Below are 24,271 nucleotides of genomic sequence, written 5' to 3' on the forward strand. Positions count from 1 at the left end.
TTTCACCATGTCGAGTAATATAGAAAGTAACTGTTGAATTCATGTTTTATCCTCCGAAATAATCCTATGTAGTCGCTTCACCTTATCGGCAACAGTCGAGCCAAGAAATTACTAACATTGTATCAGAACCGCCCACCCAAAACAACGCTAAAGTAAAAGAGTAATGGCGGGATGTAGAGATTAGAAGGAGAGTATAGACCTTTTGTTCTCCGACTTGGCAGTACAGAAACAAAGCTGTTTTCAAATTCAACAGACTATGGATTTGTTCCGCTACTTCCATTAGGTGGGATAGAAAAAGTTATCAATTCTGAAAATGCCGAATTCATAAAATGTGTGATTGACCTGTCAATTATAACAATGGAAATAGTTTGTAAAAATGTTACAGTAAAAGAGATTGACATGAAAGATGTATCATTTTTCTGGAATGATGAGAATAAAAAAATTTTGTAAATAACATTTCTAGATAGAACAAATTGAGAGCAAAATAAGGTCTCTTTGATAAGAATAGCTCAATCAAAATGAGGAGATAACTAAGAGTTGAAATTAATAACTTTTAGTGATAGTGGATTTAAGATTATTGTCTGATTTTAAAAATGCAAAACGCAGTTGCTTTTTATAGCAACTGCGTTTTTTGTATTTTCTATCAATCAAAGCCAAGGTCCAACAACCAATGTATAGATACTTAGACAAACTCCCGCAAGAGCTAAAAGAACGCCTAAAATCAATAAAGGATTGAATTTTTTAGCACTTCCTGCGGCAGGTTCCTTTTTAAATAATTTTGATAAAGCCATGAATAGTAAGCCTAAAATAATCAACAAACCATTTACGAAGAAAGTCGATAGTCCATTCTTTTGGTTCGCATTTTTTAAAAATGTTGAATGTTGTAAAGCTTTTAATTTTTTAGCATACTGGAATTCAACACTTGGGGCAGCAATTGTAGAAGATACTTGGCTAAGCCCATTATCAAAAGTCACTTGATTGGCAGACAAGGTAAAATTCGGCTGTGTTTCTTTTTGGATCACACCATAGAGGTCTTGTGTCAAGATAATGTCCTCCTGATCGATGGTTTGCTCTCCTTGAGCTAGCAGCTGCTTATATTCATAAGTTGAAAAAGCACGGTCAAAAATGGCATTACCAAAGGCATGACGTTGTAGTTCGCCGTTTTGATCTTCCCAGTCACCGACACCGAGGACCACTTCGATCAGACGTGTTTCACCGCGGACAGCAGTTGCTGCATAGTTGAAGCCGCCAGTTGGGCTTGATCCAGTTTTTAAGCCATCTGCGCCTTCGTAACCGTAAGCAAGTCCTGGTAAAGAGTAGTTATGATTTTCCAGCACTTCAGCGTAAGGTGTGTTTTCCATGATCGTGATTTGGGTGGGGCTTGTATATGTCACTGTTTCCGGATATTCCTTCAACAAGTGATAGCTTAAAATCGCCAAATCACGTGCAGTTGAAACATTGTCTGCATTTTGATCGATGCCAGCGGGATTGTAATAGCCATTGAATGAAGCTGTGTCAGCACCGCTACAGTTATAAAACGTCGATTTAGTCATACCTAGCTCTTTTGCTTTATCGTTCATCATATGGATGAATTTTGCTTCGTCATTTGCTGTGACCAGGTTTGCGAGCATCACCGTGGCAACATTTGAGGATTGTACCATTACAGCATAAAGTAAATCGCGAACAGGATAATCGACGCCAGAGACAATATTATTATTGCTCAACTCATAGATTTGTGAAATCGCCTGATCACTGTCTGTTGCTTTGACCGTCGTATCTAAAGTGAATTTTCCTTGTGCGATTGCTTCAAAAACAAGATAAGCAGACATCAATTTAGCGATACTGGCAGGGTTCCAAGCAAGATCAGGGTTATCTTCCCATAAAACCTGTCCCGTATGAGCTTCGATCACAATGGAAGCTTTAGGCTTATAATAATCGCTTGTTTCGTAGCCAGCATTTTGGGTGATCGTCAATATATCTTCTTGCGCATAAGCATCTACAGCAGCAAAAATACTTGCAGCATAACCAAAGACTAAAAGCAGAGTGCTTATCCTTAATAAAATTGTTTTTTTCTTCATAATAAATATAAACATCCTTTGTTATTCATCCGGTTCAGCTAAAAGCGACCGAATATTTTTAAATGTCATTCTAATTGGAGCCTGAATTTTCTTTTTTCTAAATTATATGTGTTCAAAAATGTATTGTAACAGATTTTACTTCTTGTTGTCCGAAAATAAATTTTTTTTTAGAAAAAGGACAACATAATCGTGTAGACAATCGACTCTATTTTTTTCAATATAAAACATCACTGATTTACGTGCGAAATCACTCTTTATTATGCCCACAAAACTCTCTTTCTTACCAACAATATGTAAAATATTATAAAAGTAACTATTTTCATTTTACGTGAAAATGAATGAAAGAGATACGTTTTTGGGCGATTTTTAATAAAAAGTAATGATTGCAGGAAACTAAGCTCCTCCTCTCTTTTTTTGCTATAGGTACTTTAACGAAGGATTCCTCGAAAAAAGTAATTTCCAGTTAAGTTTGGTATACTTTAAAGAGATGGAGGTGCTGTTGATGAGAATTGAAACGATGGTTGCATCTGAATGGCGTAACTTTGCTGCTCAGGTAGCTGAAAGTCGCCAATTGTTCCCTTTATTTGAGACACATTCTTCAGCAAGAGAAGTATTTACTAGAAGTGTGCGTAAGAATACTGGACATGCTTATGTTGCTTATGCCGGGAAAGTTCCCTATCTATTTATAATGACTGAATCAGAGCGGGTGACCAATTTACTGCTGCTTCAGGAAACGGTAAAAACAGGGTGGTCGTCTATTTTCACAGTGATCGAGCACTTATTTAAACGGACGTTTCAGGGATCAGTCAGCTTTCATTTTCCACATCATCTTACACTTCATTTAAAAGAGCTCTTTTTAATACATGGGTATAAAGAGATAGAGGAGAATCGTTTTAGTAAGGTGCTGGACTATCATACAAGCTTAGTGTTAGGTGGCGGCGGTGCCAGAGGGGCATATCAGATCGGTGTTTGGCAAGCGGTGAAAGAATTAGAGATACCGATCGAACTTATTACTGGAACCTCTGTCGGAGCATTAAATGGAGCGTTGATCCTACAAGGGGATTTTGAAGCGGCTAAAAAGATGTGGGAAGAAATTGATACTAAAAAGATTTTAGCTTTTCCCGTCAATAAAACCACTAATGATACATTTGGTGGTGTGCTTAGTCAGGTAGGAGCCTTCACGATAAATGCGATTCAAACAAAAGGTGTGTCTACAAAACCCTTACAAGAATTGATCCGGGATACTTTTTCTGCGGAAAAAATGCAGCAGGTGAGTACTGATTTTTATTTAGTGACCACAGAACTGCCGAACTTTCAGGAAAAAGTGATCCGGTTTAACGGGAAGCAACAATCCAAATGGCAAAACTGGCTTTTAGCATCAGCCTCCTTTTTCCCAGCCATGGCCGCGGCCGAAATAGCAGATAAATACTATGTTGATGGGGGGTACCGCAACAATATTCCAGTGGATGTTGCTATCGAACATGGGGCAACAGAATGTATCATTGTTGACATCAAGGGGCCAGGTATCACGAAGCCTGTAAAAATTCGAGATGAAATCACCTGTCTGACTTTACAGACACCTTGGTCAATGGGGGCAGTGCTTTTATTTGATGGTGCACGCTCTGTTCAGAATATTAAGCTGGGCTATTTGGAAACGATGAAAATAATCGGGGAAAAGTATAAAGGTCATTGGTATACTTTTGATGAGACATTCGATAGCCTAATACAGTTTCAGCAACAGTTTTTTACGTATATCAAAGAGACCTATCAGCTGAAATTATGGCTGTCAGTTGAACAAAAAAATAAGATCTGTAAGAAAATGCGTAAAGTTTATAAAGACAGGGTGTTCACTGAAAATATTGGGTTAGTATTAGTGGAGTTGTTAGCAAAAAATCAGGGGATCTCTGCGGCCAAGCTTTATACGATCGAAGAAATGATCGGAATTTTACAGCAGAAAAAAGAAATGAAGACTGATTTAGTTGAGACGATCGGTATGATTTCAGTACAAGAATGGCTGAAAAAGTATTATGATGATTATTTTTTATTATCTGAGAAGCAGCAATTAGCCGCACTGACCAGTTTACTTGCATCAAATGAACAGGAAAAAGCACAATGGTTAGCAACTTTAGTGGATAAACTGCCTGTTCAAGTATTACAATTATTGATGATCGAATTTATTCAAACAAGGAGTGGTAAATAATGGCACAAGAATTTTCATATGAAATCGTAGAAGAAATCGCCGTACTATCTGAAAATCAAAAAGGTTGGCGTAAAGAGTTAAATTTGGTCAGCTGGAATGGACGCCCGCCAAAATTTGATTTAAGAGATTGGTCTGCGGGTCATGAGAAGATGGGAAAAGGTATCACCTTGACCAACGAGGAGTTTGAAGCCCTATCTAATGCAATAAAATCTATGTAGGAAGGACACCCTGTCAATGAAAAGTATGACTGGATTCGGAAAAGAAACATTCTTAAATGATCGCTATCAAATCGATGTAGAGATCAAGAGTGTCAATCAACGCTTTTTAGATATCCAATTGCGGATGCCTAAAGAACTCAATCCGCATGAAATGGCGATTCGTCAATTAATGAAGCAAACATTACAGCGCGGTAGAGTAGAAGCATATATCACTATCAAACAAACAGGTAGTAGTAATCAAGAGGTACAAGTTCATTGGAAACTGATTCATCAGCTGTTAGGTGAAATTGAACAGGAGTTATCTGCTGCATACCCAAAAGCGATTTTTGAACCTGGTAGAAGTATTGAGCAGCTACTAAACAATCCTGATTATGTTGAAGTGACAGAAAAACAGGAGGCTGACGAAGCGTTCGGCACACTTGTCTTAGAGATCGTGAAACAAGCAGTAGAGAAGGTCGATGCTAGTCGACTGCAGGAAGGACAACAAATTCAGCAAGTACTGACTGGTTATGGGCAGGAATTTATCAAGTTAGTCAAAGAATTGACTGGATTTGTCGATGTCTACGAAAAAGACTATCGAGAAAAGTTTGAAGCCCGCTTAAATGATTGGCTAGGTGCTCAAGTCGATGAAAACCGTCTATTGACTGAACTGGCGATTCTTCTTGAAAAAGGGGATATCCATGAGGAGCTGGATCGCTTAATGATCCATATCGACAAAATGCAGACACTATTATTGCAGGAAGAGCCTGTTGGTCGAGAGCTAGATTTTCTGATCCAGGAAATGAACCGTGAAGTCAATACGATCGGTTCGAAATCAAGCCCCATCGAGATCAAGAACATTGTGGTTCAGATGAAGACGATCCTAGAGAAAATTCGTGAACAAATTCAAAACATCGAATAAGATAAATTTTTGGTGATCAAGCCAATTAGCAGTATAATGAAGAAGAGGTGAAAGTGTATGTCTAATTACTATGATGTTACTTTCCATGAATTAAGTGGGAAGTCTGTTGTAAAAAGAGAAATTATATCAGAAAAAGACACGTTTGATGTCTGGCAGGATGCTTGTGAGTCGTTTACAGATGAGATACTGAATATTCGAATCAATGAAGATACTTTCGTATCATTGAATCGTCGTTTTGTTGTTCGGATCGATGTAGAGGAAGTTGAAGGACCTGTAGACAAACAAATCAAACGCCATGACGAGATCATGGGTGTTGTGAACACGTTGTCAAATATGGGCTTTTAAGGCATAAAAAAATCCTATAAGAAAAGCACTCCGAATCTAGTAACTAGATTCGAAGTGCTTTTTCTAATGATCCCAAGAGATAAAATAGTCAAAAGGACATACGGCAACATAAGAAGAGCCCGATCCACTTTTTCTCTGGATTTTCCAGTCTATAAAAAGAACCAAACGCTGACAGCGCCAATGATAAAGAGAAAGCCGAAAATGACGAATGAACGAGTCATAAACGTACCGACTGTACGACTACCCCGCCGTGATCCTGAAACACGTTTTCTACATAAGCGGGAAAACACAAAGAATAGCACCCCTAAAAAGGTCATACTGCCGCTGATCCAATAGTTGATTTTATCTTTCTCAAACGGAAAGAGGGAGGTTTTCTTTTGTTTCTGCTGTTTCTTAGTCTTTTCTTGAACGGCTGTTTGTTTTTCTTGGTAGCTGACAGTTTGAACGGGTAGTTTTGGAGAAACTTGTCCCAATTCGCTTGCAAGGCTCAAGGCACCATTTTCTGTGATGAAGTGAGGTTCGGTCCCTTTTTTTACGAAACCGTAAAAGTCCTGCTCCAAAGTGATCTCTTTTTGATTGACTGTATTCGCACCTTTGTTCAGCAATTTTTTATACTCGTAAGCAGAAAAGGTATTATCTAAAATGGCATTTCCAGCAATGTGACGTTCATATTCTCCTTCTTGATCCGACCAATCACCAACTCCTAAAATAACTTCAATGAGACGAATCTCTCCTTTTTTTGCGGTAGCAATATAGTTGAAGCCGCCAGTTGGACTTGAACCAGTCTTCAGCCCGTCGACTCCTTCATAGCCATATTTAGCACCTGGTAAAGAATAATTATAGGTCTCAAACGTTTCTTCGTAGGGTGTATTTTCCATCGTTGTGACTACAGGTTTGCTTGTGAACTGCAGTGCATCGGGATACTTTTTGATTAGATGATAAGCTAAAATAGCCAAATCACGTGCAGTTGATTTGTTATCGCCATCAGGATCGATTCCAGTTGCTTGGTAATATCCGTCAAAAGCACTGATTTGTGCGCCGCTACAGTTAAAATAAGTCGTATTCTCCATACCTAACTCAGTTGCCTTTTCATTCATTCGATGAATGAAGCTTGTTTCATCACCATCAGCTACTAGATTTGCCAGCATCAATGTTGCGACATTTGAAGAAGGAACAGCGATCATGGTCAGCAAATCTCGAACAGGATATTCAACGCCTAAAGAAATTTTATTGTTGCTCAAAGCGTAAAGATGAGAAATATTTACATATTTTTCTGTAGCTGTGACAGTGGTATCTAGTGAGAATTTACCTTTTTCCATTGCTTCAAATGCTAAGTACATGGTCATGACTTTCGCGATACTTGCCGGACTCCAAGATAAATCAGGCTGATCTTCCCATAAGATTTGTCCAGAGCCGGCGTCGATAACGATCGAGGCTTTTGGCCGATAGCCGTCCTTGATAGGATATTTAGGATTTTCTGTAAAATCTGTTTCGTTAGTGACAGCTTCCACTGTTTGCTGGAAAGTTCCAATCAAAAAGCAAAGAAGCAATGAGAAAAAAATGATTAGAGGTAATTGTTTTTTGGGCGTAAGCATGGTGTAATTCCTTTCTTATTTTGTTATATAATAAAGGTGGGTTATTCTGTTGTTTCAATGCATATTATATTCATTTTACTAGAAAAATGGGGTCCATGCATACTTTTTTTGAGAATTTAGAAAGTCATTTAAAAATTTTTAATCAATCTATGTTTTTTTATCTGGTACAGAGAAATTGTCTATATGAGGAAAAATATCTTTTTCTTAGCAAACCTTAATCATAAAGTCTTGAAAATTATAAGAAAAAAGTGCATTATAGAACTAATACTTTATTAATTGCTGGCATTTGCTAGTATAATGCTAAATTGTCTAGCTATATGAACAGAGTTTGTATAGTTTTTAATGAAAGGAAGTCATCATGTCAGAGCGTGGATTATTAATTGTACTATCAGGACCTTCTGGAGTGGGGAAGGGCACCGTACGTAAAGCAATTTTTGATAGTGAAGAGAATGATTTTCAGTATTCAGTTTCTATGACGACCCGTCAAATGCGGGAAGGAGAAGTGGAAGGCGTCGACTACTATTTCCGAACGAAAGAGGAATTTGAAGCGATGATCGAAGCAGGTGAGATGCTGGAGTATGCCCAATATGTAGGGAATTACTACGGGACACCGCTATCTTACGTCAATCAAACGCTGGATGAAGGAAAAGATGTCTTTTTAGAAATCGAGGTTCAAGGAGCTGAGCAGGTCAAAGAGAAAGTGCCGGATGGTGTCTTTATTTTTCTAACGCCGCCAGATTTAGCAGAACTAAAATCACGAATCGTCGGACGTGGGACAGATGCTCATGATGTGATCGAAGAGCGCATGCGTGTTGCTCGTGAAGAAATCGAAATGATGGCATTATATGATTATGCAGTTGTAAATGACGAAGTACCCAAAGCTGTAAAACGAATCAAAGAAATTATTGCGAGTGAACATTTTCGTGTTGATCGAGTAATTGGCAAATATATTAAAATGTTGAAGGAGATGTAGCCTCATGATGTTAAAACCATCTATTGACTCATTATTGAAAGAAGTACCATCAAAATACTCACTAGTGATCTTAGCGAGTAAACGTGCGCACGAATTAGACGAAGGAGCACAGCCAACACTGGAAAGCTTTGAATCAGTGAAAAGCGTTGGACAAGCACTTGAAGAAATCGATGCAGCAACAGTGATCAATGATCCTAGACCAGAAGAGAAGCGTGAAAGAATGCGTCTAGCAAAAGAAGAACAAAAAATGAGACATGAGCAAGAACAAAAGGAACTTGAAAACCGCATTCGCGAAGAGAAAAGTCTTTAATATACCTAAACTTAAAAATAAGTTTCAAGATTAAAAAACGAAGAATGAAAATCTTTTTATGATTTTCATTCTTCGTTTTTTTATTTTTAAGCATATCTGCATCTATCATTTTTGTAAGTTGACATGAAACGACAGGGAACGATATTTTATTTATTATTTTTTGTTATATAATCTTTGTTGTGGGTTTGCTTTTAGATTTAAAAAAGAGAATTCATAGCATATTCGTTAGATAAGAATAATGAGTTAAATTTTTTTGTAAAAAAATAAAATATTTCTTATTTTTAAATCAAACGAGAAACATTTTTATTTGAGAATAAATAATCAAAAGCTAAGTACATTGTATGGCTTTGTTAAAAATAAATCAATAGCTTAAAGAGAGAAAGTAATCAATTATTTTATCATTTTTTTACGATTTTTATTAAAAAAATGATAAAACGGGCGGTTTTTCAGTTCTGGAGCGAGTATTTTTTCCCGCCGTCAAATCCGCCGTCACTATTTTATGAAAGGGCATGATCATTATGGCTAAAGGTGAGAATATTTATAAAAGGAAAGATGGACGTTGGGAAGGCCGCTATCCTAAAGGGCGTAAAGAAGACGGCTCGATTCATTATGGCTATATTTACGCACGTTCCTACCGCTTAGTTAAAGAACAGTTGATTGAGAAAAAAGCGCAGACAACTGTGTTTTATTTAGGTTCTTCTAAAAAATTTCGCGGAACCCTCGGTGATTGGGCGAATATTTGGCTAAATGATATCATGACGCCTAGATTAAAAGAGAGCACATATGCTAGCTATAGCAATAATCTTCAAATACATATTTTCCCCATGTTAGGACATCGTCCACTAGAAAAAGTGACACCGTTCGATATGGATAAATTAGTAAATCAGCTCTCTAGCTCACTATCTGCAAGTTCCATTCAGATTGTTTTTCGAATTTTAAAAAGTTGCTTGGAAGCTGCCAAAGAACGCGGCTATATCTACTTAAACCCTTGTGAACGGACAATACTGCCTAAAAGCCAAAAGAAAACAGTTCATGCTTTGACACGTAAACAGCAAAAAGCGGTAGAGGCTGAAAGCATGAAGTCAGAAAAAGGATTACCAGTTTTATTGGCATTAGAAACAGGGATGAGGATCGGTGAAATCTGTGCATTAAAATGGTCAGATATCGATTTTGAAGAGTCGGTGATTCACGTTCAACGGACGAAACAGCGGATTGCTATGCCGAAATCATCAGAAATGCGTACAAAAATCATCGAGACAGTACCAAAAACAATGAACGCCGATCGATTGATCCCGCTATCGCTCAAAGTTAAAACAGCATTATTGAAATGTAAAGAACGATCTACTTCTGAATTTGTTGTAACAAGCAGTCAAGGTTCTGTTGAACCAAGAACGGTTAGTTATAGGTTTGAACAAATAAAAAAAAGAATAGGCTTATTAAATGTACCCTTCCATGCGTTACGCCATACATTTGCGACTCGGTGTGTCGAATTGGGGGTAAACATTGCAGCGATCAGTTCTTTATTAGGTCATTCATCAATAAAACTAACCTTGGATACGTATACCAATTCCTTTTTTGAAGAACAACGAGCAGCAATCGATAAATTAGCAGTGCTTTAGATTGGGTGTTTTTTGTCAAAATAGATTTATTCAGGCTTTTAAATAACAAACGTTATTTAAAAGCCTGAATGTAATGGAGCAACTCACATAGTATATTGGGGTATATTTTTCTACGCCGTCAAAATCGTCGTCAAATTGATCAATGAATGCCTGCAGATCAAGAATGGTTCACTACATTTCTCGTTTGATTTAAAAATAAGAATCTTTTATTTATTTAATCAAAGACACTTATTGAAGTCAATTATTCTGATTAAAGGAGGTTTATTTGTTATGTACAAAATTGGAACCACCTTTTATAGAAAGGAGGTGAAAATGAAAAGTGTTAGAGAAAATCAAAAAAGCTGTCTTTGTGGCTATAGTTGCAGGAATTTTATGTGTGCCATTAAAAGCAGAAGCTTTAGGCTATGTTGATGCGCCTCAAAGTATACCTCTAGATCAGATTTTTGTCACACCAAAAGGCGCGAATAGCTATGTTGAAGGAAATAATGTAGTGATTACAGATAAGAAGGCTCGGCAAATCGGCAGCATCTTTTCAACAGAAGCCAATAAAATGGAGCTATCAAAAGATTTTGAATCAGAGATGTATGTCTATCTTGATGGTAATGCAGATGGAATGGCGTTTGTCATGCATAATGACCCAAATGTAATAGCCAATTTCACTGGTCAGACAGGAGGCGGTCTTGCTGTTTATGCAGGAGCAATCAATCCAACGAGTAGTGCATTAGATGGAAAACAAATCAAAAAGAGTTTTGCTATAGAGTTTGATACCTATTATAACGGAGGAATCGCAATATCAGGTGATTATTATGACTCCGATGTTCTTTCAAATGCGGGCAAAGGTCATATAGCCTATGCTTTTCCAGATCAGACTAGCTCTTATGACCGAAATGGCAGCTTTCCAATTATTAAACATTTAGGGCTGCAATATCCAACATTTAAGCTTGGAGATGCAAAATGGCGACTACTAAATATCAAGTGGACAAAATGGAATTCGACTGACGTTGGGTATCTAACCTATACATTTGGGGATATGGATCCTGTTACAGTGGCTATTTCTAAGGATATTTTTGGTGCAGATAATGTTTACTGGGGGTTTACCGGTTCTACTGGTGGTAGCTATGAGAAAGCGGTTATTGCTTTTAAATCAGTCCCAGGATTAGTCCAATATAATGAAAATATGACATTTGAAAATAACGCTGGACAAGAGATTCAATCGATTACACAAGATTCAGAGGTCACTGTTCATTACACAGGAAGATATGCAGGTGGGAAACAGAATATGTTTCAGCCAGTATATAAATTTACATTAGCACCAAATCAATTATATCAACAAGGAACATTTCTGTTAAATGGTGTACCTGTTACGCCAATCTATCTAAATAATGAGCTCCAAATTCCACTTTCTAAGGACTTGTCTGAGACGGATGCGACTGTGGATATTCAGTTTAAAATAAAGGATACCAATGTTACAACAGATCAAAAATTAGTGGTTGCTTCTCAAACAAAAGCGAAAAATTTTATTTCTGATAAAGTAGCTTCCTACGAGATAACCTATGATGCTGAAGCGCCGATTGGTCTAGGAAAGCTAACGTTTATTGAACGTGGAGATACACAAACAATTACTGAAGCGAAAGAGTATGATCCGTTCTTTTGGGATTATCAGGATGATTATAGCTCTAAGGAAAATATCGATATTCGTTTAAAAACAGGACAGGATATTGAAAAGATAGTTAGCGCTGTTGGTCCCAGCAGTTTTATCTTGACGCTTACAGACGAAAAGGGAAACGCTCGTGATATAACGATCCCGATTTTTATCGAAGACCAAACCACGGTCAAAAGCAATAAGTATATTATTCAAGGAAAAGATCTCAGTGTAACTGCGAAAGAGTATCCGAAAACACAACAAGATCTAGAGACGCTTATTCATCAAAGAGGAGCACTCAAGCTTTGGCAATACAATGGTGTAGAAGCAAATGAATTAGACAGCACTCAATTGACGCTTTCACTGGGCACGTTGCCCAAACCGCCCACATTAGCAGGTCCAGGAGTATATCCAATCACCGCATTTTACGGTACGGGTGTAGAGAAAGTAGAAAAGCCATTGAATGTTACGGTGATACAAAGCTTTGCCACCGTTAAAATCAGCTTTGTTGACGAAAATGACCAACCGATCATCGAAGATTTTTCATTTGAAGCAAATGTATCAGAACAAATCGATTTAACAAAAAATCAGGAACTTTTGGAAAAACTGAATGCTGTAAAAGCATTAAATTATGTCAAAGATACAGCGCCATCTGATGAGAAGAATCTATTGATTTTACCAGAAGGAGTGTCACGGAAATATACCTTTAAAGGAACGTTATTTATCGAGTCAGCACCGAATACGATCGATTTTGGCGATCAAAAAGTAAGTGGGCAAAATAAAAAATTTACGGATCCAATCTACGATCAACACTTAGTGATCTGGGACAACCGCTCAACGTTAGGTACATGGAAAATAACCTTAAAACAATCGCAGGATTTTAGTCTTACAGGAAATGAGCAACAACGACTTCCGAATGCGTTGAGTTACCAAACGGCGGACGCAGAAAAGGTGATCTCTACAGAGGCTCAGGAAGTCTTTCGTTCCAAGCATCAAGCTTCTGGAAAATATGATATCAGCGGAGAGACCTGGGGACCGAATAAACAAGGATTACGCTTTAACGCACCGATAGGCTCTATCAAACAAACTGGTAACTATGAAACGACTCTTACTTGGCAGATCGAAGAAGCATATTGATGGAGGAGAGATTGTGATGAAGCAAATAAATAAGATTCAGTTCGTCCTACTCCCCATCATTTTTCTTGCCCTATCTTTTGGAACGATCAATGAAGCTTGGGCTGTTGAGGAGGGTGGACAAGTACAAACGAATGCTGGTGTTGTTCTGCGTAAGGCTAAAACAACGTCAAGCCAAACGAGTGATTCATCAAATGAACCGCTGACATCGAAAGAAAAACCAGTAGGTCGCCTGCCGCAAACAGGGGATTTAGTAACGATCAGTTTACTCGTTAGCGGAGGAATCGTCTTGATTGTCACGCTGTCGTTGCTTTTCTTAAAAGGGAATGCCGAAAGGAGAGGGGACTAGCATGAAAAAAGCAGGTTTATTGTTGGCTTTATCGATAGTCAGCCTGTTGTTGAAGCCGTTAGATACTGCGGCAACGGCAACCTCCTATTCTGGTGATGCGACAGTTCAATTCACTGGGAAACATCCTAAACAAGTGATGGATCCAGAAAATCCCGGAAATCCCGCTGATCCTGGTGATAGTCCCAGTACGGATCGCCAACTGCGTTTTGACTTTGTTCCGCAAATAAATTTTGGAGAAGCGGAAATTAGTGATACCGATCAAACATACTATGGTCATGCACAACTTTTTAAAGATGATACAGGTGCACGCGGAAATTTCATTCAAGTATCGGATTTTAGAGACAAGAGTACAGGTTGGGCACTGCAGATCAAACAGGAGACACAATTTCAGAATCGATCAGCGAAAAATCAAAAGCTGAAAGGTGCAGTCTTGTCGTTTGACCAATCTTGGTCGAATTCACTGAATGATCCAGCAACAGCGCCGACTGTTTCTAAAGAAGTCATCCGCCTGTTAAATATTGGAGAAACATACAATTTGGCTGAAGCGAAACCGCAAAAGGGTGAAGGAACGTGGTCGATCATTTTCGGCGCATCTGTGTCGAACGATAAAAATCGAGCAGATACACTGAGACCTAAACTGGATGAAAAAAATAATCCAATACTGGATCCAGCATTTAATAATCAACCAATTTACGAGAATCAAGCCGTCTCTTTATTCATTCCTGCAAAAGGAGCAAAAGAGCCTGGCAACTATCAAACGGTGTTAACTTGGATTTTATCCGAGCTACCATAAATCAAACAATTCTAGGAGGAAACACACATGAAATTCACACACAAATTATGCGCTGCAGCTTTAGTCGCAGCATTTGGAGCAGCTGCAGCATTCCCAACAGGAGTGTCTGCTGCTGAGAATCCATTGGAATGGAGCGGTAAAGGAACGATCAACTTCAGCGAAGATGATGGAGAGGATAAACCAGTCGATCCAACAGACCCAACGAAACCAGTCGATCCTGAAAATCCAATCGTTACCCCACCAGTAAATCCTGCTAAAGGGCCATTAAAAGTGATCGCAGTGACAGATTTAAACTTCGGAAATAATAAAGTAACACCAGCGACAGGAAATGGTTGGGAATATACAGCCGCTGCTGCTGAAGTAGAATACAAAGACGGCGTGAAAATAGCTAGTCCTAACTTCGTTCAATTTAAAGATACACGTGCAGACAATCAACCAAATAAACACACATTGACTGCTAAAGCGACGACCTTTACGAATACGGATAAAAACGAATTGAAATCTGCTCAATTAAAATTCAATAATATCAAATTAGTCAATGGTGCAGATCAAAATCAAGTAAATGCTGCAGGAGTTCCAGCAACTCAAACGGTTGAAACAGATGGTACAACACCGACGACCTTTGTCACACAAGATGCAGCAGATAAAGGATTTGGTCAATTTATTCTTCAATTCGGTGATGTAGCTGATAATACTGCAGGAGACTCTGTAAAATTATGGGTTCCTTCAGCAGGGAACAAGTTATCAACAAATAGTGGTTATTCTTCAACGATCACTTGGACGATCGCAGACGCAAGATAAATCGAGTCAAATTTTAAGAAGAGAATAAGGCGACGAATACAAATACACTTATGTTTTGTCCTTAGATGCCTAAAAAAGGGTGGACGGAAGTTGATTACTTCTGTCCGAACCCTGATTCTCTTTGAGAGGAAAGGGCAGTAGTAATGAAAAATTTTTTTTCAATGTGGCTGATCGTTATTCTATACATAGGGATCAATAGTGGCTTTTTATCTATTATTGCTCAGGCATCAGACGATGACGGCAGCAGCTTCACTTACAAAGTAATTCAGCCAGAAAACCAACATAATAAAGAAGTCGGTTATTTCGATATACGGATGACACCCGATCAGGAACAAACAGTCATAATCAAAATGAATAATAGCTCTGATAAAGAGATCACTGTAAATGTTTCATTGAATAGTGCCAAAACAAATACAAATGGAGTCATCGAATACGGACCGTCGAAATTGGAAAAGGACAAATCACTGAAATATGATTTTGCTGATTTAGTCAAAGGAGATACAACGATCAAGATTCCAGCAAAGCAAAGTGTGGATTATCCACTGACGATCAAAATGCCGGCAACTCAATTTGATGGTGTGATTTCTGGTGGTATTTATATGATCCAAAAGGGACAAACAGAGGATCAAGAAGCGATGATCAAAAATGAGTATGGTTATTTGGTTGGAATGATCTTAACGGAAACAGACATAGCAATAAAACCATCGCTACAATTAAATAAAGTTTTTGCAGAACAGCAGAACTACCGCAATGCTGTATTCATCAATTACTCCAACACTCAGCCGGCGTATATCGATAACATGACAGTTGATGTTCAAATTATGGCAAAAGGTTCAGATGAAGTCTTATATGACACCAAACAAAATAAAATGCGGATGGCTCCGAATTCTCAAATCAATTTTCCTGTCTTGATGAATGGTGAAAAAATGGTAGCTGGTGATTATCGAGCACATGTATTGGTCACAACAGACAAGGATGGTAGATGGGAATGGGAGCAAGAATTTACGATCACAGATGAAGAAGCAGATAAGTTCAACCAAGAAGATGTGAGTTTACTGCAGGAAAGTCGTGTGAACTGGCCGTTGATCTTAATTTTGGTAGCTGGTGCATTAAGCATGGTTTTGGGGATCTTCTTTGTGGTGCATTTCTTAAATCGGAAGAAAAAAAGAGCGAAGAAAAGGCGCAAAGGAATGAAACCAAGAAAAAAAAGAGCAGAATGACCCAAACAGTTCTTTGATTTTGTTGAATATTGGAGGATAGAAACATGACGATACTGGATGGGCTATTTATTGGGATACTTTCGACAGCTATCCTCTGTATGATTTTCGCTAGTGCCTTTTTTGTCTCTAGTTTCTTTATACGAAAAAAAATCAAGCAGTTAGAACAACGTAGACCTAAAAGCAAGAAAAAAAGGAAGTTTCTTAAAAAGAAGATTTTTAAATTACGCAAAAGACGGAAAAAACGACTTCGGTCAGGTCTGATCCTTTTCATGCTAGGAGGGCTTTTAGCGGGAGGGACCGTATTTTCCCGTTATCACCAAGCAACAAATTTAAGTGATCGAGATTCTGATGGGATTGTAGAAGGGTATTTTTTATTAAATAAAACAGAGCAGCAGCTGGCAGCAGTAAAAGAAACGACGAATAAAGAAAAGACAAGTAAAAATTTGCGGGAACTGGCTGCTAAATTATCCGGCTTTGGTGTTCGTTACGCAGATCCCCGACTTACTTTAGAAGGACAAAAGCTGTTAAATCGCTATTATTCTCAAATGAAAGAGTTGGGATTGAATTTGAATAATCAATCTGCTGAAAGCTTACAAGAAAAAACAATTTATGATGACTATGTAGCAGATATCAAAAAAGTTCAAGCGACTCAAAAAAAGATTTTTGTTTATTTTAATGTCAACGAATCGGCACTTGAGCAAAAGAAATAGTGTTTTAAGAAATGGCTGTGGCTGAAATGAATAGAAAAAGAATAATTCATAAGAAAAATCGTAAACGTCAGAAGCACAAAGAACTTGGAAGAGAAGTAGCGATCACTTTTTTGATCGTCATTTTGATCGGACTATTGCTTTCACGATTTGTATTTTCCTTGCCTGAAAATATTGGGTATGGAATGATGAGCAGTCTAAGGGATGGAGATCGTGTTTATGTCAATCGTTTAGGTAAACTGCGGCGTTTTTCCTTGATTTATTTTAAGCAGCCGGATGGAAATGGCACAGCCATTCGGCGAATCATTGGCTTGCCGGGAGAACAGGTGCGTTACACCAATGATGATCTGTATATAAATGATCGGCTAGTAGTAGAACGTTTTTTACAAAAGTCATTGGCTCAAGCAAAATTAGCTGATGAAGTGATCACAAAAGATTTTGATTCAACTGATATTCTCAAAACGGATGATGGGACCATTCCGGATGGTCACTATCTTGTTCTCGGTGATAATCGTGGATATGCAACAGATAGCCGCTATTATGGAGTTGTTGATAAAAAGAAGATCATAGGAACAGTTGAATTGCGCTGGTGGCCGTTTTATCAAATCAGAAGCTACCGATAAAGGTATCAAGTAAATGTGAATTTTTTCTATGGGAGGAGAAAGTATGTATCGTATTGGTGTGGTAAACTTTGAAGGCGATGCGGCAGAATGGGCGCAGCTACAGGCGCAACTGCCGAATGATTGGGAACTGCATCAAGCAGTTTTGGATAAAGAGACTATTTTTGATCTGCTCATTTTGCTAGAAAACACGCTGGAACAAGTTGGAGCAACTTGCGCTCGATTACTGCAGTTAAACAAAGAAACAGACTCATTGATCTGGATTTGGTCAAAGACGCAAAATGAAATGAATCGAATGGTGTATTTAAGACTTGGCGCGGACGGTGTGATGACAGAAAATATAAGTTTAGAAGAATGGACCTTGATCGTGTCCAATGCTTTACGGCGCAAAAAAAATCATCCGCAAAAAATAAGAGAAAAAGAATCAGCTGAAACGAGTAATGATGGGCTTGTTTTAAATATTAAAAATAGAAGTGTCATCGTCAATGATAATGAAGAAGTTCAATTAACGAACCTTGAATATAAAGCGATGGATCTTTTAGTACAGAATATGGGTGAAACAGTTACCTATGAAGAAATTTATAATGCGATCTGGGGAGATCCGGAAAGTGAACACCGGAAGCTATATCGCATCAGTAATTTGATTTTTCATATACGAAAGAAATTCGAAGCTGAGATAGGAACGTCCAAGCCGATCCGAACAGTCCGTTCAAAAGGCTACATTTTGACGTTTGATTGAATAAAAAAAGTTTGAACATACCGAAAGGAATGTGTTCAAACTTTTTTATTTTCCAGAAAGGATGAAATTTTTCTATTCTATTGTAAAGTTTAGAAGCTTAGAAGAACTGATCAAAAATAATGAAGAAAAGTAAACTATTTTGAAACCTTTAGGACAAAGTTGCCGTCTAATAGGTGTAAGGGAGGAGAAAAATGGAAAAAGATTTGCAAATCAAGCTGGTCAAAAAAGCAAAGAAAGGTGATGCGCACGCCTTTGTACAGCTTTGCGAGATGTACCAAGTTGTTTTATATAATGCCGCTTATAAGCTGTTGTTAAATGATGAAGATGTTGCTGATTGTTTACAGGAAACTGAAATTCGTGCTTGGCAGAAAATTACAAATTTAAAAAACGAAGCTGCATTTAACACGTGGATCTTTCGAATCATGGTCAACAGTGCGAAAGATATTCTGAAAAAGAGAGTCAAAGGAATCGAATTCGAAGAAAAGCATGTACAAAACGGAATAGTCGATTGTGAAATACCTGATTTAACCCAAGAATTGAATGCATTATCAGAGATCTATAGAATCCCGCTTGTTTTATACTATTACGCAGGTTTTAGCATCAAAGAAATCTCAGAACAATTAAAAATGTCAACGAACACAGTGAAAACAAGACTGATGCGTGGCAGAGTGAAATTAAAAAATCTATTGGAGGAGGAAAACAATGGATAAAAAAATAATCGATACACTTAAAAACGAGAAAGAAATTCCAAAAGAAGTTATGGAAAAACTGACACATAGCCGAACAGCTATTTTAAATAATAAAATAAAACAAGATAAAAAAATCAAAATAAGCTATACGTATAAAATCGTCATTTCAATCGCACTTGCAGCGCTCGCGTTGTTGTTCATCATAACGAAAACGCCTGTTGGTGCAGCAATCGAGCAAGTCTTTGGAATCAGCAAAGATTCTGGCGTTGAAATAGTAGAGAGCAATCAGATTCCGACACAACTGGATCTAACAAGCGTTTCTAACGGCAGAGAAATCAAGCTGACAAAATTTGTCTCGACGAAGAAGAAATTTGCTTTTGATTATCAATTTGAATTGGACGATGAGAAATTAAAAGAATTACTGCAAAAACAAAGTTCTCCCGATCGAAAATTCAAAAAAATGTCTGTAAATGCCCAAGATATCGATATCGGTCTTTTTACTGAAGGAAATACAGAAGACATACGCGGTGGTGGAATGTATAGTTCTACTTTTCGTGTGGAGGGAGATACTTTTTACGGTTCAGTTGTTGTAACACTTGATAGAGAAGATATTTCAGATAATGCTAAACTGTCTCTTCATATTTATAAATTATGGTGGACGGATGCGGAAGAACTGGATCAAGCATTTCTTGAAGCTACCGCTGACCCAGAAAATATGCAGTCATTTAGCATAGCTCCAGCTTTGGCATATGAAGGTGATTGGGTGTTCACTATTGACTATAAGCCATTGACGCAAACAGCTAAAACCAACATTACAAATGTTGATAATATCACGGATATAAGAGTGAAAAACGATGCGCTGCAAACATCTGTGAAATTTGTTGCTCCAATGAGTGAGGGGAGTTTTCCTGGCGTTACGTTGTACAAGGATGGCATTGAAAGCGAGAACCAATCACTTGGAACCGTAATAGATCTTGAAAAAGGTGAGATAAGTATTTCCTTTGATTTCAGTGCCCTGGATACAACATCGGTCTACACAATTCAGTTAAATAAAGTAGATGATTTTACCGGCGAAGCACTGGAAGAAATTGGTCGTTTTGATCTTCAAAATGAAGTGGGACCGCCTAAATAGAGAAATAAAAAGTTCTGAACCATTATGATTCAGAACTTTTTTGATTTAAGTGATGTATCGACCAGTTGCGATGTTCAGGACTACTCAGATACCCTCTTTATATGATTATGTATACACATGTTCCGTTATTATCTGTTAATTTTTTGCAATAGAAATCAGAGGAGCAAGACAAATCAAGGATTCTTTAGTACAATAAGCAAAGAAAAGCGAAAACAGAGAATCAACTGACAAGAATAAAAGGAGGAATGGACATGAGAAAAACGGCGCAGGTCATTGTTGATGTTCCAACGATGCAGACGGATCAACCGTTTACTTATTTGATTCCTTTAGACTTAGAAGAACAACTTTCGGTAGGAATGCGGGTGGCAGTTCCTTTTGGCAATGGAAATCGCCATTTGCAAGGGTTTGTTCTAGAAATCAGAACCGTTTCTGAAGCTGAAATAGCAAAGCAAACATTTCAATGGAAGGAAATCCTTTCTGTATTAGATTTGAAACCCGTACTAAATACAGAGTTATTAGCCTTAGCAGACTATATGAAGGAAAAAACATTCGCTTTTAAAATCACCTGCCTGCAAACGATGCTACCTAGTGTGATGAGAGCAGATTACCGAAAATACATATATTTGACTGACGAATTAGAAGAAGCAATGCAGGATGAACTATTCTACGGATTAGATGAAATCGCTTGGGAAGATGCACAAGCACGCAATATTTTGCCTCAGCTGATGCAGCTTAGAAAGCAGCAGAAAGTCGATATTCGTTATGAAGTCAATACTAGAAACAAAGTCAAAACGATTCGGCAGATCCGAGCGATCAAGAGCTTTGAACAACTGGAAGAAGCGCGAATGGCGCTTAGAAAAGGTTCACAAAAAAAAGAACAGCTGATCAATTATTTACAGCAGTTGGGCACAGAACAGCTAACGACCGTCAAAGAAATGAAAGAATTGGGTTTTAGTACAGCTGTGTTAAATGATGGAGCAAACCGAGGTTGGTTGATTTTCGTTGAAACCGAAGCTTATCGTGATCCATTTGCAGATCATACCTTTGAACAAACAATGGCATTATCATTGAATGAAGAACAACAGATCGCAGTTGATCAAGTATTGGGTTCGATGAATCAGGGAACAAGTAAGACCTACTTGTTAGAAGGAATTACTGGAAGTGGTAAAACAGAAGTCTATCTACAAATCATTGCAGAAGCTTTGTATCAAGGAAAAACGGCAATGATGCTTGTACCGGAAATTTCGTTGACGCCACAGATGGTCCAACGCTTCAAGAGCCGCTTTGGTGATCAAGTGGCAGTGATGCACAGTGCGTTATCTCAAGGGGAAAAATATGATGAATGGCGTAAGATCGAACGCGGTGAAGCGCAAGTAGTAGTAGGTGTACGTTCAGCTATTTTTTCACCATTAGAAAATGTTGGTGTCATTATTATTGATGAAGAACATGAAGCTAGTTATAAGCAGGAAGAAACGCCGCGATATCATGCGCGTGATTTAGCAATTTGGCGTGGAGAGTATCATCATTGTCCAGTGGTTTTGGGGAGTGCGACACCGTCCTTAGAGTCTCGAGCACGGGCACAAAAAAATGTCTATGAACGTTTGGTCCTAACGAAGAGAGCAAACCAGACCGCATCCCTGCCGACGATTGAAGTCGTAGATATGAGAGAAGAAGTACAAAGGAAAAACACCTCTTCCTTTTCATTAGCGCTTCAAGAAAAGCTACGGGATCGTATGGCTAAAAAGGAACAAAGTGTTCTATTGTTGAATCGCCGAGGGTATTCTTCTTTTGTGATGTGCCGTGATTGCGGGTATGTTTTACCTTGTCCAAATTGTGATATTTCATTGACTTTGCACATGGATACGAAAACAATGAAGTGCCATTATTGTGGTCATGAAGAACGGATTCCACACCGCTGTCCAAATTGTGACGGAGATAAGATTCGTTACTATGGAACTGGGACGCAAAAGGTAGAAGAAGAATTGAAGCAGTTATTTCCGGAAAGTCGAATTTTACGAATGGATGTCGATACAACTCGACGTAAAGGCGCTCATGAGAAAATTTTAACAGCATTTGGCAACCATGAAGCAGACATCTTATTAGGAACTCAAATGATCGCTAAAGGACTGGATTTTCCGAATGTTACGTTGGTCGGTGTATTGAATGCTGATACCGCATTGAATCTTCCCGACTTTCGTTCCAGTGAGCGAACGTTTCAGCTATTGACTCAAGTCAGTGGTCGAGCAGGCCGAGCTGAAAAACCAGGTGAAGTGATCATTCAGTCTTTTAATCCAGAACATTATGCAATTCAGTTGGCTAAAGCACAAGATTATGAAGACTTTTATCAAAAAGAAATGTATGTTCGTCATCGCGGCGACTATCCACCCTTTTATTTTACCGTCCAAATCACTGCCAGCCATCCAGAGGAAAACCAAGCAGCAAAGCAGATGTTTGAAATCGTCAAGGAATTAAAGGCAGGATTATCTGACCAGAGTATCTTATTGGGGCCAACGCCGAATGCAATCATGCGTGTCAATAATCGTTACTTCTATCAAGTGATCATCAAATATAAGCATGAGCCTAATTTACAGAATATGTTAAAGAAAATACTGACAGATACTCAAAAGGCTACAGCACACGGACTGAAACTATCGATTGATGCAGAACCGATGAATTTTATCTGATGTTGTCTAGGGCTTCAAAAGCTAACTGTTAATCAAAAGAAAAAGACTGAGTACAAAAATGAAGTCAGTCAAATAGAAAGGAATTTTTATGCGCTATCCTATTGTGATACATCCCAATGAACGTTTGATGCAAAAAGCAATGCCGGTCACTATGATCACGGATGAAACCATCACTATTTTAGAAAATATGTATGAAACAATGATTGCTCATGACGGAATTGGTCTGGCAGCGCCGCAAATCGGTAAAAATATTCAACTTGCAGTGATCGAAGTCGACGAGGAAACGGGGTTGTTTGAATTGATCAATCCTGAAATCATTGAAAGTAAAGGAACGGATGTCGATGTTGAAGGCTGCTTAAGCATTCCGGGCACCTATGGAACGGTTGAGCGGGCAGAAGAAGTCACGGTTCGGTATTTCGATCGTGAAGGAGATGAGATCGAAGTAACTGCCTATGGTTATTTAGCTAGAGCTTTTCAGCATGAAATCGATCATTTAAACGGAGAATTATTTATCGATAAGATCATCGAACCGATCAAACCGGAAGATTTAGATGCATATATGGAGGAACATTTAGATGACTAAACTTATATTTATGGGAACACCAGCGTTTTCAGTCCCTATTTTAGAAGGCTTGATCGAAAATGGCTATGAGATCCAAGCAGTCGTGACACAGCCTGATCGACCAGTAGGACGGAAAAAAGTGATCACGCCAACACCAGTCAAAGAAGCTGCAGTCAAACATGGATTGCTTGTCTTACAGCCGGAAAAAATCTCAGGATCTGCTGAGATGGATAAAATCATCGAACTGGCACCGGATTTAATTGTCACAGCTGCCTTTGGACAGTTTTTACCAGAAAAGATTCTACAAGCACCTAAATTTGGCGCGATCAATGTTCATGCGTCTTTACTGCCTAAATACCGTGGCGGAGCACCTGTTCACTATTCTATTATTGAAGGAGAAAAAGAAACAGGCGTGACGATCATGGAAATGGTCAAAAAAATGGATGCTGGGGATATCCTTTCGCAAAAAGCTATTCCGATCACTAAATCAGATGATGTCGGTACAATGTTTGAACGTTTAAGTGTTGTAGGCAAAGAATTATTGCTGGACACATTACCAAAACTCTTAAACAACCAAATCACGCCGATCCCTCAGGCAGAAGATCAGGTGACTTTCTCACCAAATATCACAAGAGAGCAAGAACGGATCGACTGGAATAAAACAGCTGAACAAGTAGATAATCAAGTGCGTGGAATGCGTCCTTGGCCGACAGCTTTCACTACGTATAAAGAGAGTAATTGGAAAATTTGGGGTGTTACACCTTTAACGGAGACGACAAAAGCTGCTCCTGGAACGGTGGTCAAACGTGGTAAAAAAGAGCTATGGATCGCTTGTGGTCAAGGAACAGTGCTTTCTGTGAATGTCCTTCAGCCCTCTGGTAAAGGAAAACTCTCTGTTCAAGATTTCTTGAATGGCGTAGGTCAAACAGTAGCAGAAGCAGATAAGGTGGGCTGATCAGA

Annotated in this window: 22 protein-coding genes; 20 read left to right on the plus strand and 2 right to left on the minus strand. The window is 38.4% G+C overall.

All coding sequences use genetic code 11. The features are described from left to right. Positions 1–647: 647 nt before the first annotated feature. A complete protein-coding gene (locus H3T55_RS11095; protein WP_225534518.1) occupies positions 648–2,078 on the minus strand; it encodes a DUF1958 domain-containing protein in 1,431 nt (476 codons plus the stop codon). A 502-nt stretch (positions 2,079–2,580) separates the two neighbouring features. On the opposite strand from H3T55_RS11095, the gene H3T55_RS11100 reads away from it, so the two are divergent. From H3T55_RS11100 to H3T55_RS11115, 4 genes are read left to right on the plus strand one after another with little or no spacing between them, the layout of a single operon-like run. Further along, positions 2,581–4,278 carry a patatin-like phospholipase family protein gene (locus tag H3T55_RS11100; protein ID WP_225534519.1) on the plus strand — a complete coding sequence of 566 codons (1,698 nt, stop codon included), beginning with the start codon at positions 2,581–2,583 and terminating at the stop codon, positions 4,276–4,278. Next, the gene (locus H3T55_RS11105) at positions 4,278–4,496 is read left to right on the plus strand and encodes a YdbC family protein (RefSeq protein WP_087641797.1); all 219 of its coding nucleotides are present in this window, start codon (positions 4,278–4,280) and stop codon (positions 4,494–4,496) included. The genes H3T55_RS11100 and H3T55_RS11105 overlap by 1 nt, the downstream gene beginning before the upstream one ends. A gap of 16 nt (positions 4,497–4,512) precedes the next feature. Further along, a complete protein-coding gene (locus H3T55_RS11110; protein WP_225534520.1) occupies positions 4,513–5,397 on the plus strand; it encodes a YicC/YloC family endoribonuclease in 885 nt (294 codons plus the stop codon). Between the two features lie 57 nt (positions 5,398–5,454). Continuing rightward, positions 5,455–5,742 (plus strand): hypothetical protein, encoded by a 288-nt coding sequence (locus tag H3T55_RS11115; RefSeq protein ID WP_225534521.1) that lies wholly within the window; start codon positions 5,455–5,457, stop codon positions 5,740–5,742. A 149-nt stretch (positions 5,743–5,891) separates the two neighbouring features. Here H3T55_RS11115 and H3T55_RS11120 read toward each other — a convergent pair whose 3' ends face one another. Further along, on the minus strand, positions 5,892–7,337 hold the full coding sequence (locus H3T55_RS11120) for a DUF1958 domain-containing protein (RefSeq protein WP_225534522.1): 1,446 nt from the start codon (positions 7,335–7,337) through the stop codon (positions 5,892–5,894). 358 nt (positions 7,338–7,695) lie between these two features. Between H3T55_RS11120 and gmk the strand changes: the two genes are divergently transcribed. From gmk to fmt, 16 genes are all read left to right on the plus strand, one after another. Further along, on the plus strand, positions 7,696–8,310 hold the full coding sequence (gmk, locus tag H3T55_RS11125; protein WP_087641801.1) for a guanylate kinase: 615 nt from the start codon (positions 7,696–7,698) through the stop codon (positions 8,308–8,310). 4 nt (positions 8,311–8,314) lie between these two features. Further along, the gene (gene rpoZ, locus H3T55_RS11130) at positions 8,315–8,620 is read left to right on the plus strand and encodes a DNA-directed RNA polymerase subunit omega (RefSeq protein ID WP_176372880.1); all 306 of its coding nucleotides are present in this window, start codon (positions 8,315–8,317) and stop codon (positions 8,618–8,620) included. Positions 8,621–9,138: 518 nt separating this feature from the next. After that, the gene (locus tag H3T55_RS11135; protein ID WP_225534523.1) at positions 9,139–10,239 is read left to right on the plus strand and encodes a tyrosine-type recombinase/integrase; all 1,101 of its coding nucleotides are present in this window, start codon (positions 9,139–9,141) and stop codon (positions 10,237–10,239) included. 319 nt (positions 10,240–10,558) lie between these two features. Beyond that, a complete protein-coding gene (locus H3T55_RS16730) occupies positions 10,559–13,018 on the plus strand; it encodes a lectin-like domain-containing protein (RefSeq protein WP_225534524.1) in 2,460 nt (819 codons plus the stop codon). Positions 13,019–13,034: 16 nt separating this feature from the next. Beyond that, positions 13,035–13,364, plus strand: coding sequence for an LPXTG cell wall anchor domain-containing protein (locus H3T55_RS11145; RefSeq protein ID WP_225534525.1), 330 nt, complete (start codon positions 13,035–13,037; stop codon positions 13,362–13,364). Continuing rightward, positions 13,342–14,157 carry a WxL domain-containing protein gene (locus H3T55_RS11150; protein ID WP_225550175.1) on the plus strand — a complete coding sequence of 272 codons (816 nt, stop codon included), beginning with the start codon at positions 13,342–13,344 and terminating at the stop codon, positions 14,155–14,157. Before H3T55_RS11145 ends, H3T55_RS11150 begins: the two co-directional genes overlap by 23 nt. 27 nt (positions 14,158–14,184) lie before the next feature. Further along, entirely contained in the window at positions 14,185–14,958 is a 774-nt protein-coding gene (locus tag H3T55_RS11155) for a WxL domain-containing protein (RefSeq protein WP_263864687.1), read from the plus strand. Positions 14,959–15,101: 143 nt separating this feature from the next. Beyond that, a complete protein-coding gene (locus H3T55_RS11160) occupies positions 15,102–16,178 on the plus strand; it encodes a DUF916 and DUF3324 domain-containing protein (protein ID WP_225534527.1) in 1,077 nt (358 codons plus the stop codon). Positions 16,179–16,222: 44 nt separating this feature from the next. Next, positions 16,223–16,888: a hypothetical protein gene (locus H3T55_RS11165; protein ID WP_225534528.1), complete on the plus strand. Its 666-nt coding sequence runs from the start codon at positions 16,223–16,225 to the stop codon at positions 16,886–16,888. A 26-nt stretch (positions 16,889–16,914) separates the two neighbouring features. Then, positions 16,915–17,508, plus strand: coding sequence for a signal peptidase I (gene lepB / locus H3T55_RS11170; protein ID WP_225534529.1), 594 nt, complete (start codon positions 16,915–16,917; stop codon positions 17,506–17,508). A gap of 43 nt (positions 17,509–17,551) precedes the next feature. Beyond that, on the plus strand, positions 17,552–18,244 hold the full coding sequence (locus H3T55_RS11175; RefSeq protein ID WP_225534530.1) for a winged helix-turn-helix domain-containing protein: 693 nt from the start codon (positions 17,552–17,554) through the stop codon (positions 18,242–18,244). A 191-nt stretch (positions 18,245–18,435) separates the two neighbouring features. After that, entirely contained in the window at positions 18,436–18,954 is a 519-nt protein-coding gene (locus tag H3T55_RS11180; RefSeq protein WP_225534531.1) for an RNA polymerase sigma factor, read from the plus strand. After that, positions 18,947–20,065 carry a hypothetical protein gene (locus tag H3T55_RS11185; protein WP_225534532.1) on the plus strand — a complete coding sequence of 373 codons (1,119 nt, stop codon included), beginning with the start codon at positions 18,947–18,949 and terminating at the stop codon, positions 20,063–20,065. Before H3T55_RS11180 ends, H3T55_RS11185 begins: the two co-directional genes overlap by 8 nt. Positions 20,066–20,316: 251 nt before the next feature. Continuing rightward, complete coding sequence (gene priA / locus H3T55_RS11190) at positions 20,317–22,749, plus strand: primosomal protein N' (RefSeq protein ID WP_225534533.1); 2,433 nt, start codon at positions 20,317–20,319, stop codon at positions 22,747–22,749. Between the two features lie 88 nt (positions 22,750–22,837). Further along, on the plus strand, positions 22,838–23,332 hold the full coding sequence (gene def, locus H3T55_RS11195) for a peptide deformylase (protein ID WP_087641813.1): 495 nt from the start codon (positions 22,838–22,840) through the stop codon (positions 23,330–23,332). Then, positions 23,325–24,266 carry a methionyl-tRNA formyltransferase gene (gene fmt, locus H3T55_RS11200; RefSeq protein ID WP_225534534.1) on the plus strand — a complete coding sequence of 314 codons (942 nt, stop codon included), beginning with the start codon at positions 23,325–23,327 and terminating at the stop codon, positions 24,264–24,266. Before def ends, fmt begins: the two co-directional genes overlap by 8 nt. Positions 24,267–24,271: the final 5 nt, after the last annotated feature.

Source organism: Enterococcus sp. S22(2020) (genome assembly GCF_020295385.1).
Lineage (GTDB): Bacteria > Bacillota > Bacilli > Lactobacillales > Enterococcaceae > Enterococcus_L > Enterococcus_L dunnyi.

Coding starts and splice junctions, on each gene's coding strand:
- H3T55_RS11135 (WP_225534523.1), top strand. CDS start 9,139: ATGGCTAAAGGTGAGAATATTTATAAAAGGAAAGATGGACGTTGGGAA.
- H3T55_RS11150 (WP_225550175.1), top strand. CDS start 13,342: ATGCCGAAAGGAGAGGGGACTAGCATGAAAAAAGCAGGTTTATTGTTG.
- H3T55_RS11145 (WP_225534525.1), top strand. CDS start 13,035: ATGAAGCAAATAAATAAGATTCAGTTCGTCCTACTCCCCATCATTTTT.
- H3T55_RS11175 (WP_225534530.1), top strand. CDS start 17,552: ATGTATCGTATTGGTGTGGTAAACTTTGAAGGCGATGCGGCAGAATGG.
- H3T55_RS11120 (WP_225534522.1), bottom strand. CDS start 7,337: ATGCTTACGCCCAAAAAACAATTACCTCTAATCATTTTTTTCTCATTG.
- H3T55_RS11115 (WP_225534521.1), top strand. CDS start 5,455: ATGTCTAATTACTATGATGTTACTTTCCATGAATTAAGTGGGAAGTCT.
- H3T55_RS11185 (WP_225534532.1), top strand. CDS start 18,947: ATGGATAAAAAAATAATCGATACACTTAAAAACGAGAAAGAAATTCCA.
- H3T55_RS11180 (WP_225534531.1), top strand. CDS start 18,436: ATGGAAAAAGATTTGCAAATCAAGCTGGTCAAAAAAGCAAAGAAAGGT.
- H3T55_RS11110 (WP_225534520.1), top strand. CDS start 4,513: ATGAAAAGTATGACTGGATTCGGAAAAGAAACATTCTTAAATGATCGC.
- H3T55_RS11165 (WP_225534528.1), top strand. CDS start 16,223: ATGACGATACTGGATGGGCTATTTATTGGGATACTTTCGACAGCTATC.
- lepB (WP_225534529.1), top strand. CDS start 16,915: ATGAATAGAAAAAGAATAATTCATAAGAAAAATCGTAAACGTCAGAAG.
- H3T55_RS11100 (WP_225534519.1), top strand. CDS start 2,581: ATGAGAATTGAAACGATGGTTGCATCTGAATGGCGTAACTTTGCTGCT.
- def (WP_087641813.1), top strand. CDS start 22,838: ATGCGCTATCCTATTGTGATACATCCCAATGAACGTTTGATGCAAAAA.
- rpoZ (WP_176372880.1), top strand. CDS start 8,315: ATGATGTTAAAACCATCTATTGACTCATTATTGAAAGAAGTACCATCA.
- gmk (WP_087641801.1), top strand. CDS start 7,696: ATGTCAGAGCGTGGATTATTAATTGTACTATCAGGACCTTCTGGAGTG.
- H3T55_RS11105 (WP_087641797.1), top strand. CDS start 4,278: ATGGCACAAGAATTTTCATATGAAATCGTAGAAGAAATCGCCGTACTA.
- fmt (WP_225534534.1), top strand. CDS start 23,325: ATGACTAAACTTATATTTATGGGAACACCAGCGTTTTCAGTCCCTATT.
- H3T55_RS11155 (WP_263864687.1), top strand. CDS start 14,185: ATGAAATTCACACACAAATTATGCGCTGCAGCTTTAGTCGCAGCATTT.
- H3T55_RS11095 (WP_225534518.1), bottom strand. CDS start 2,078: ATGAAGAAAAAAACAATTTTATTAAGGATAAGCACTCTGCTTTTAGTC.
- H3T55_RS11160 (WP_225534527.1), top strand. CDS start 15,102: ATGAAAAATTTTTTTTCAATGTGGCTGATCGTTATTCTATACATAGGG.
- priA (WP_225534533.1), top strand. CDS start 20,317: ATGAGAAAAACGGCGCAGGTCATTGTTGATGTTCCAACGATGCAGACG.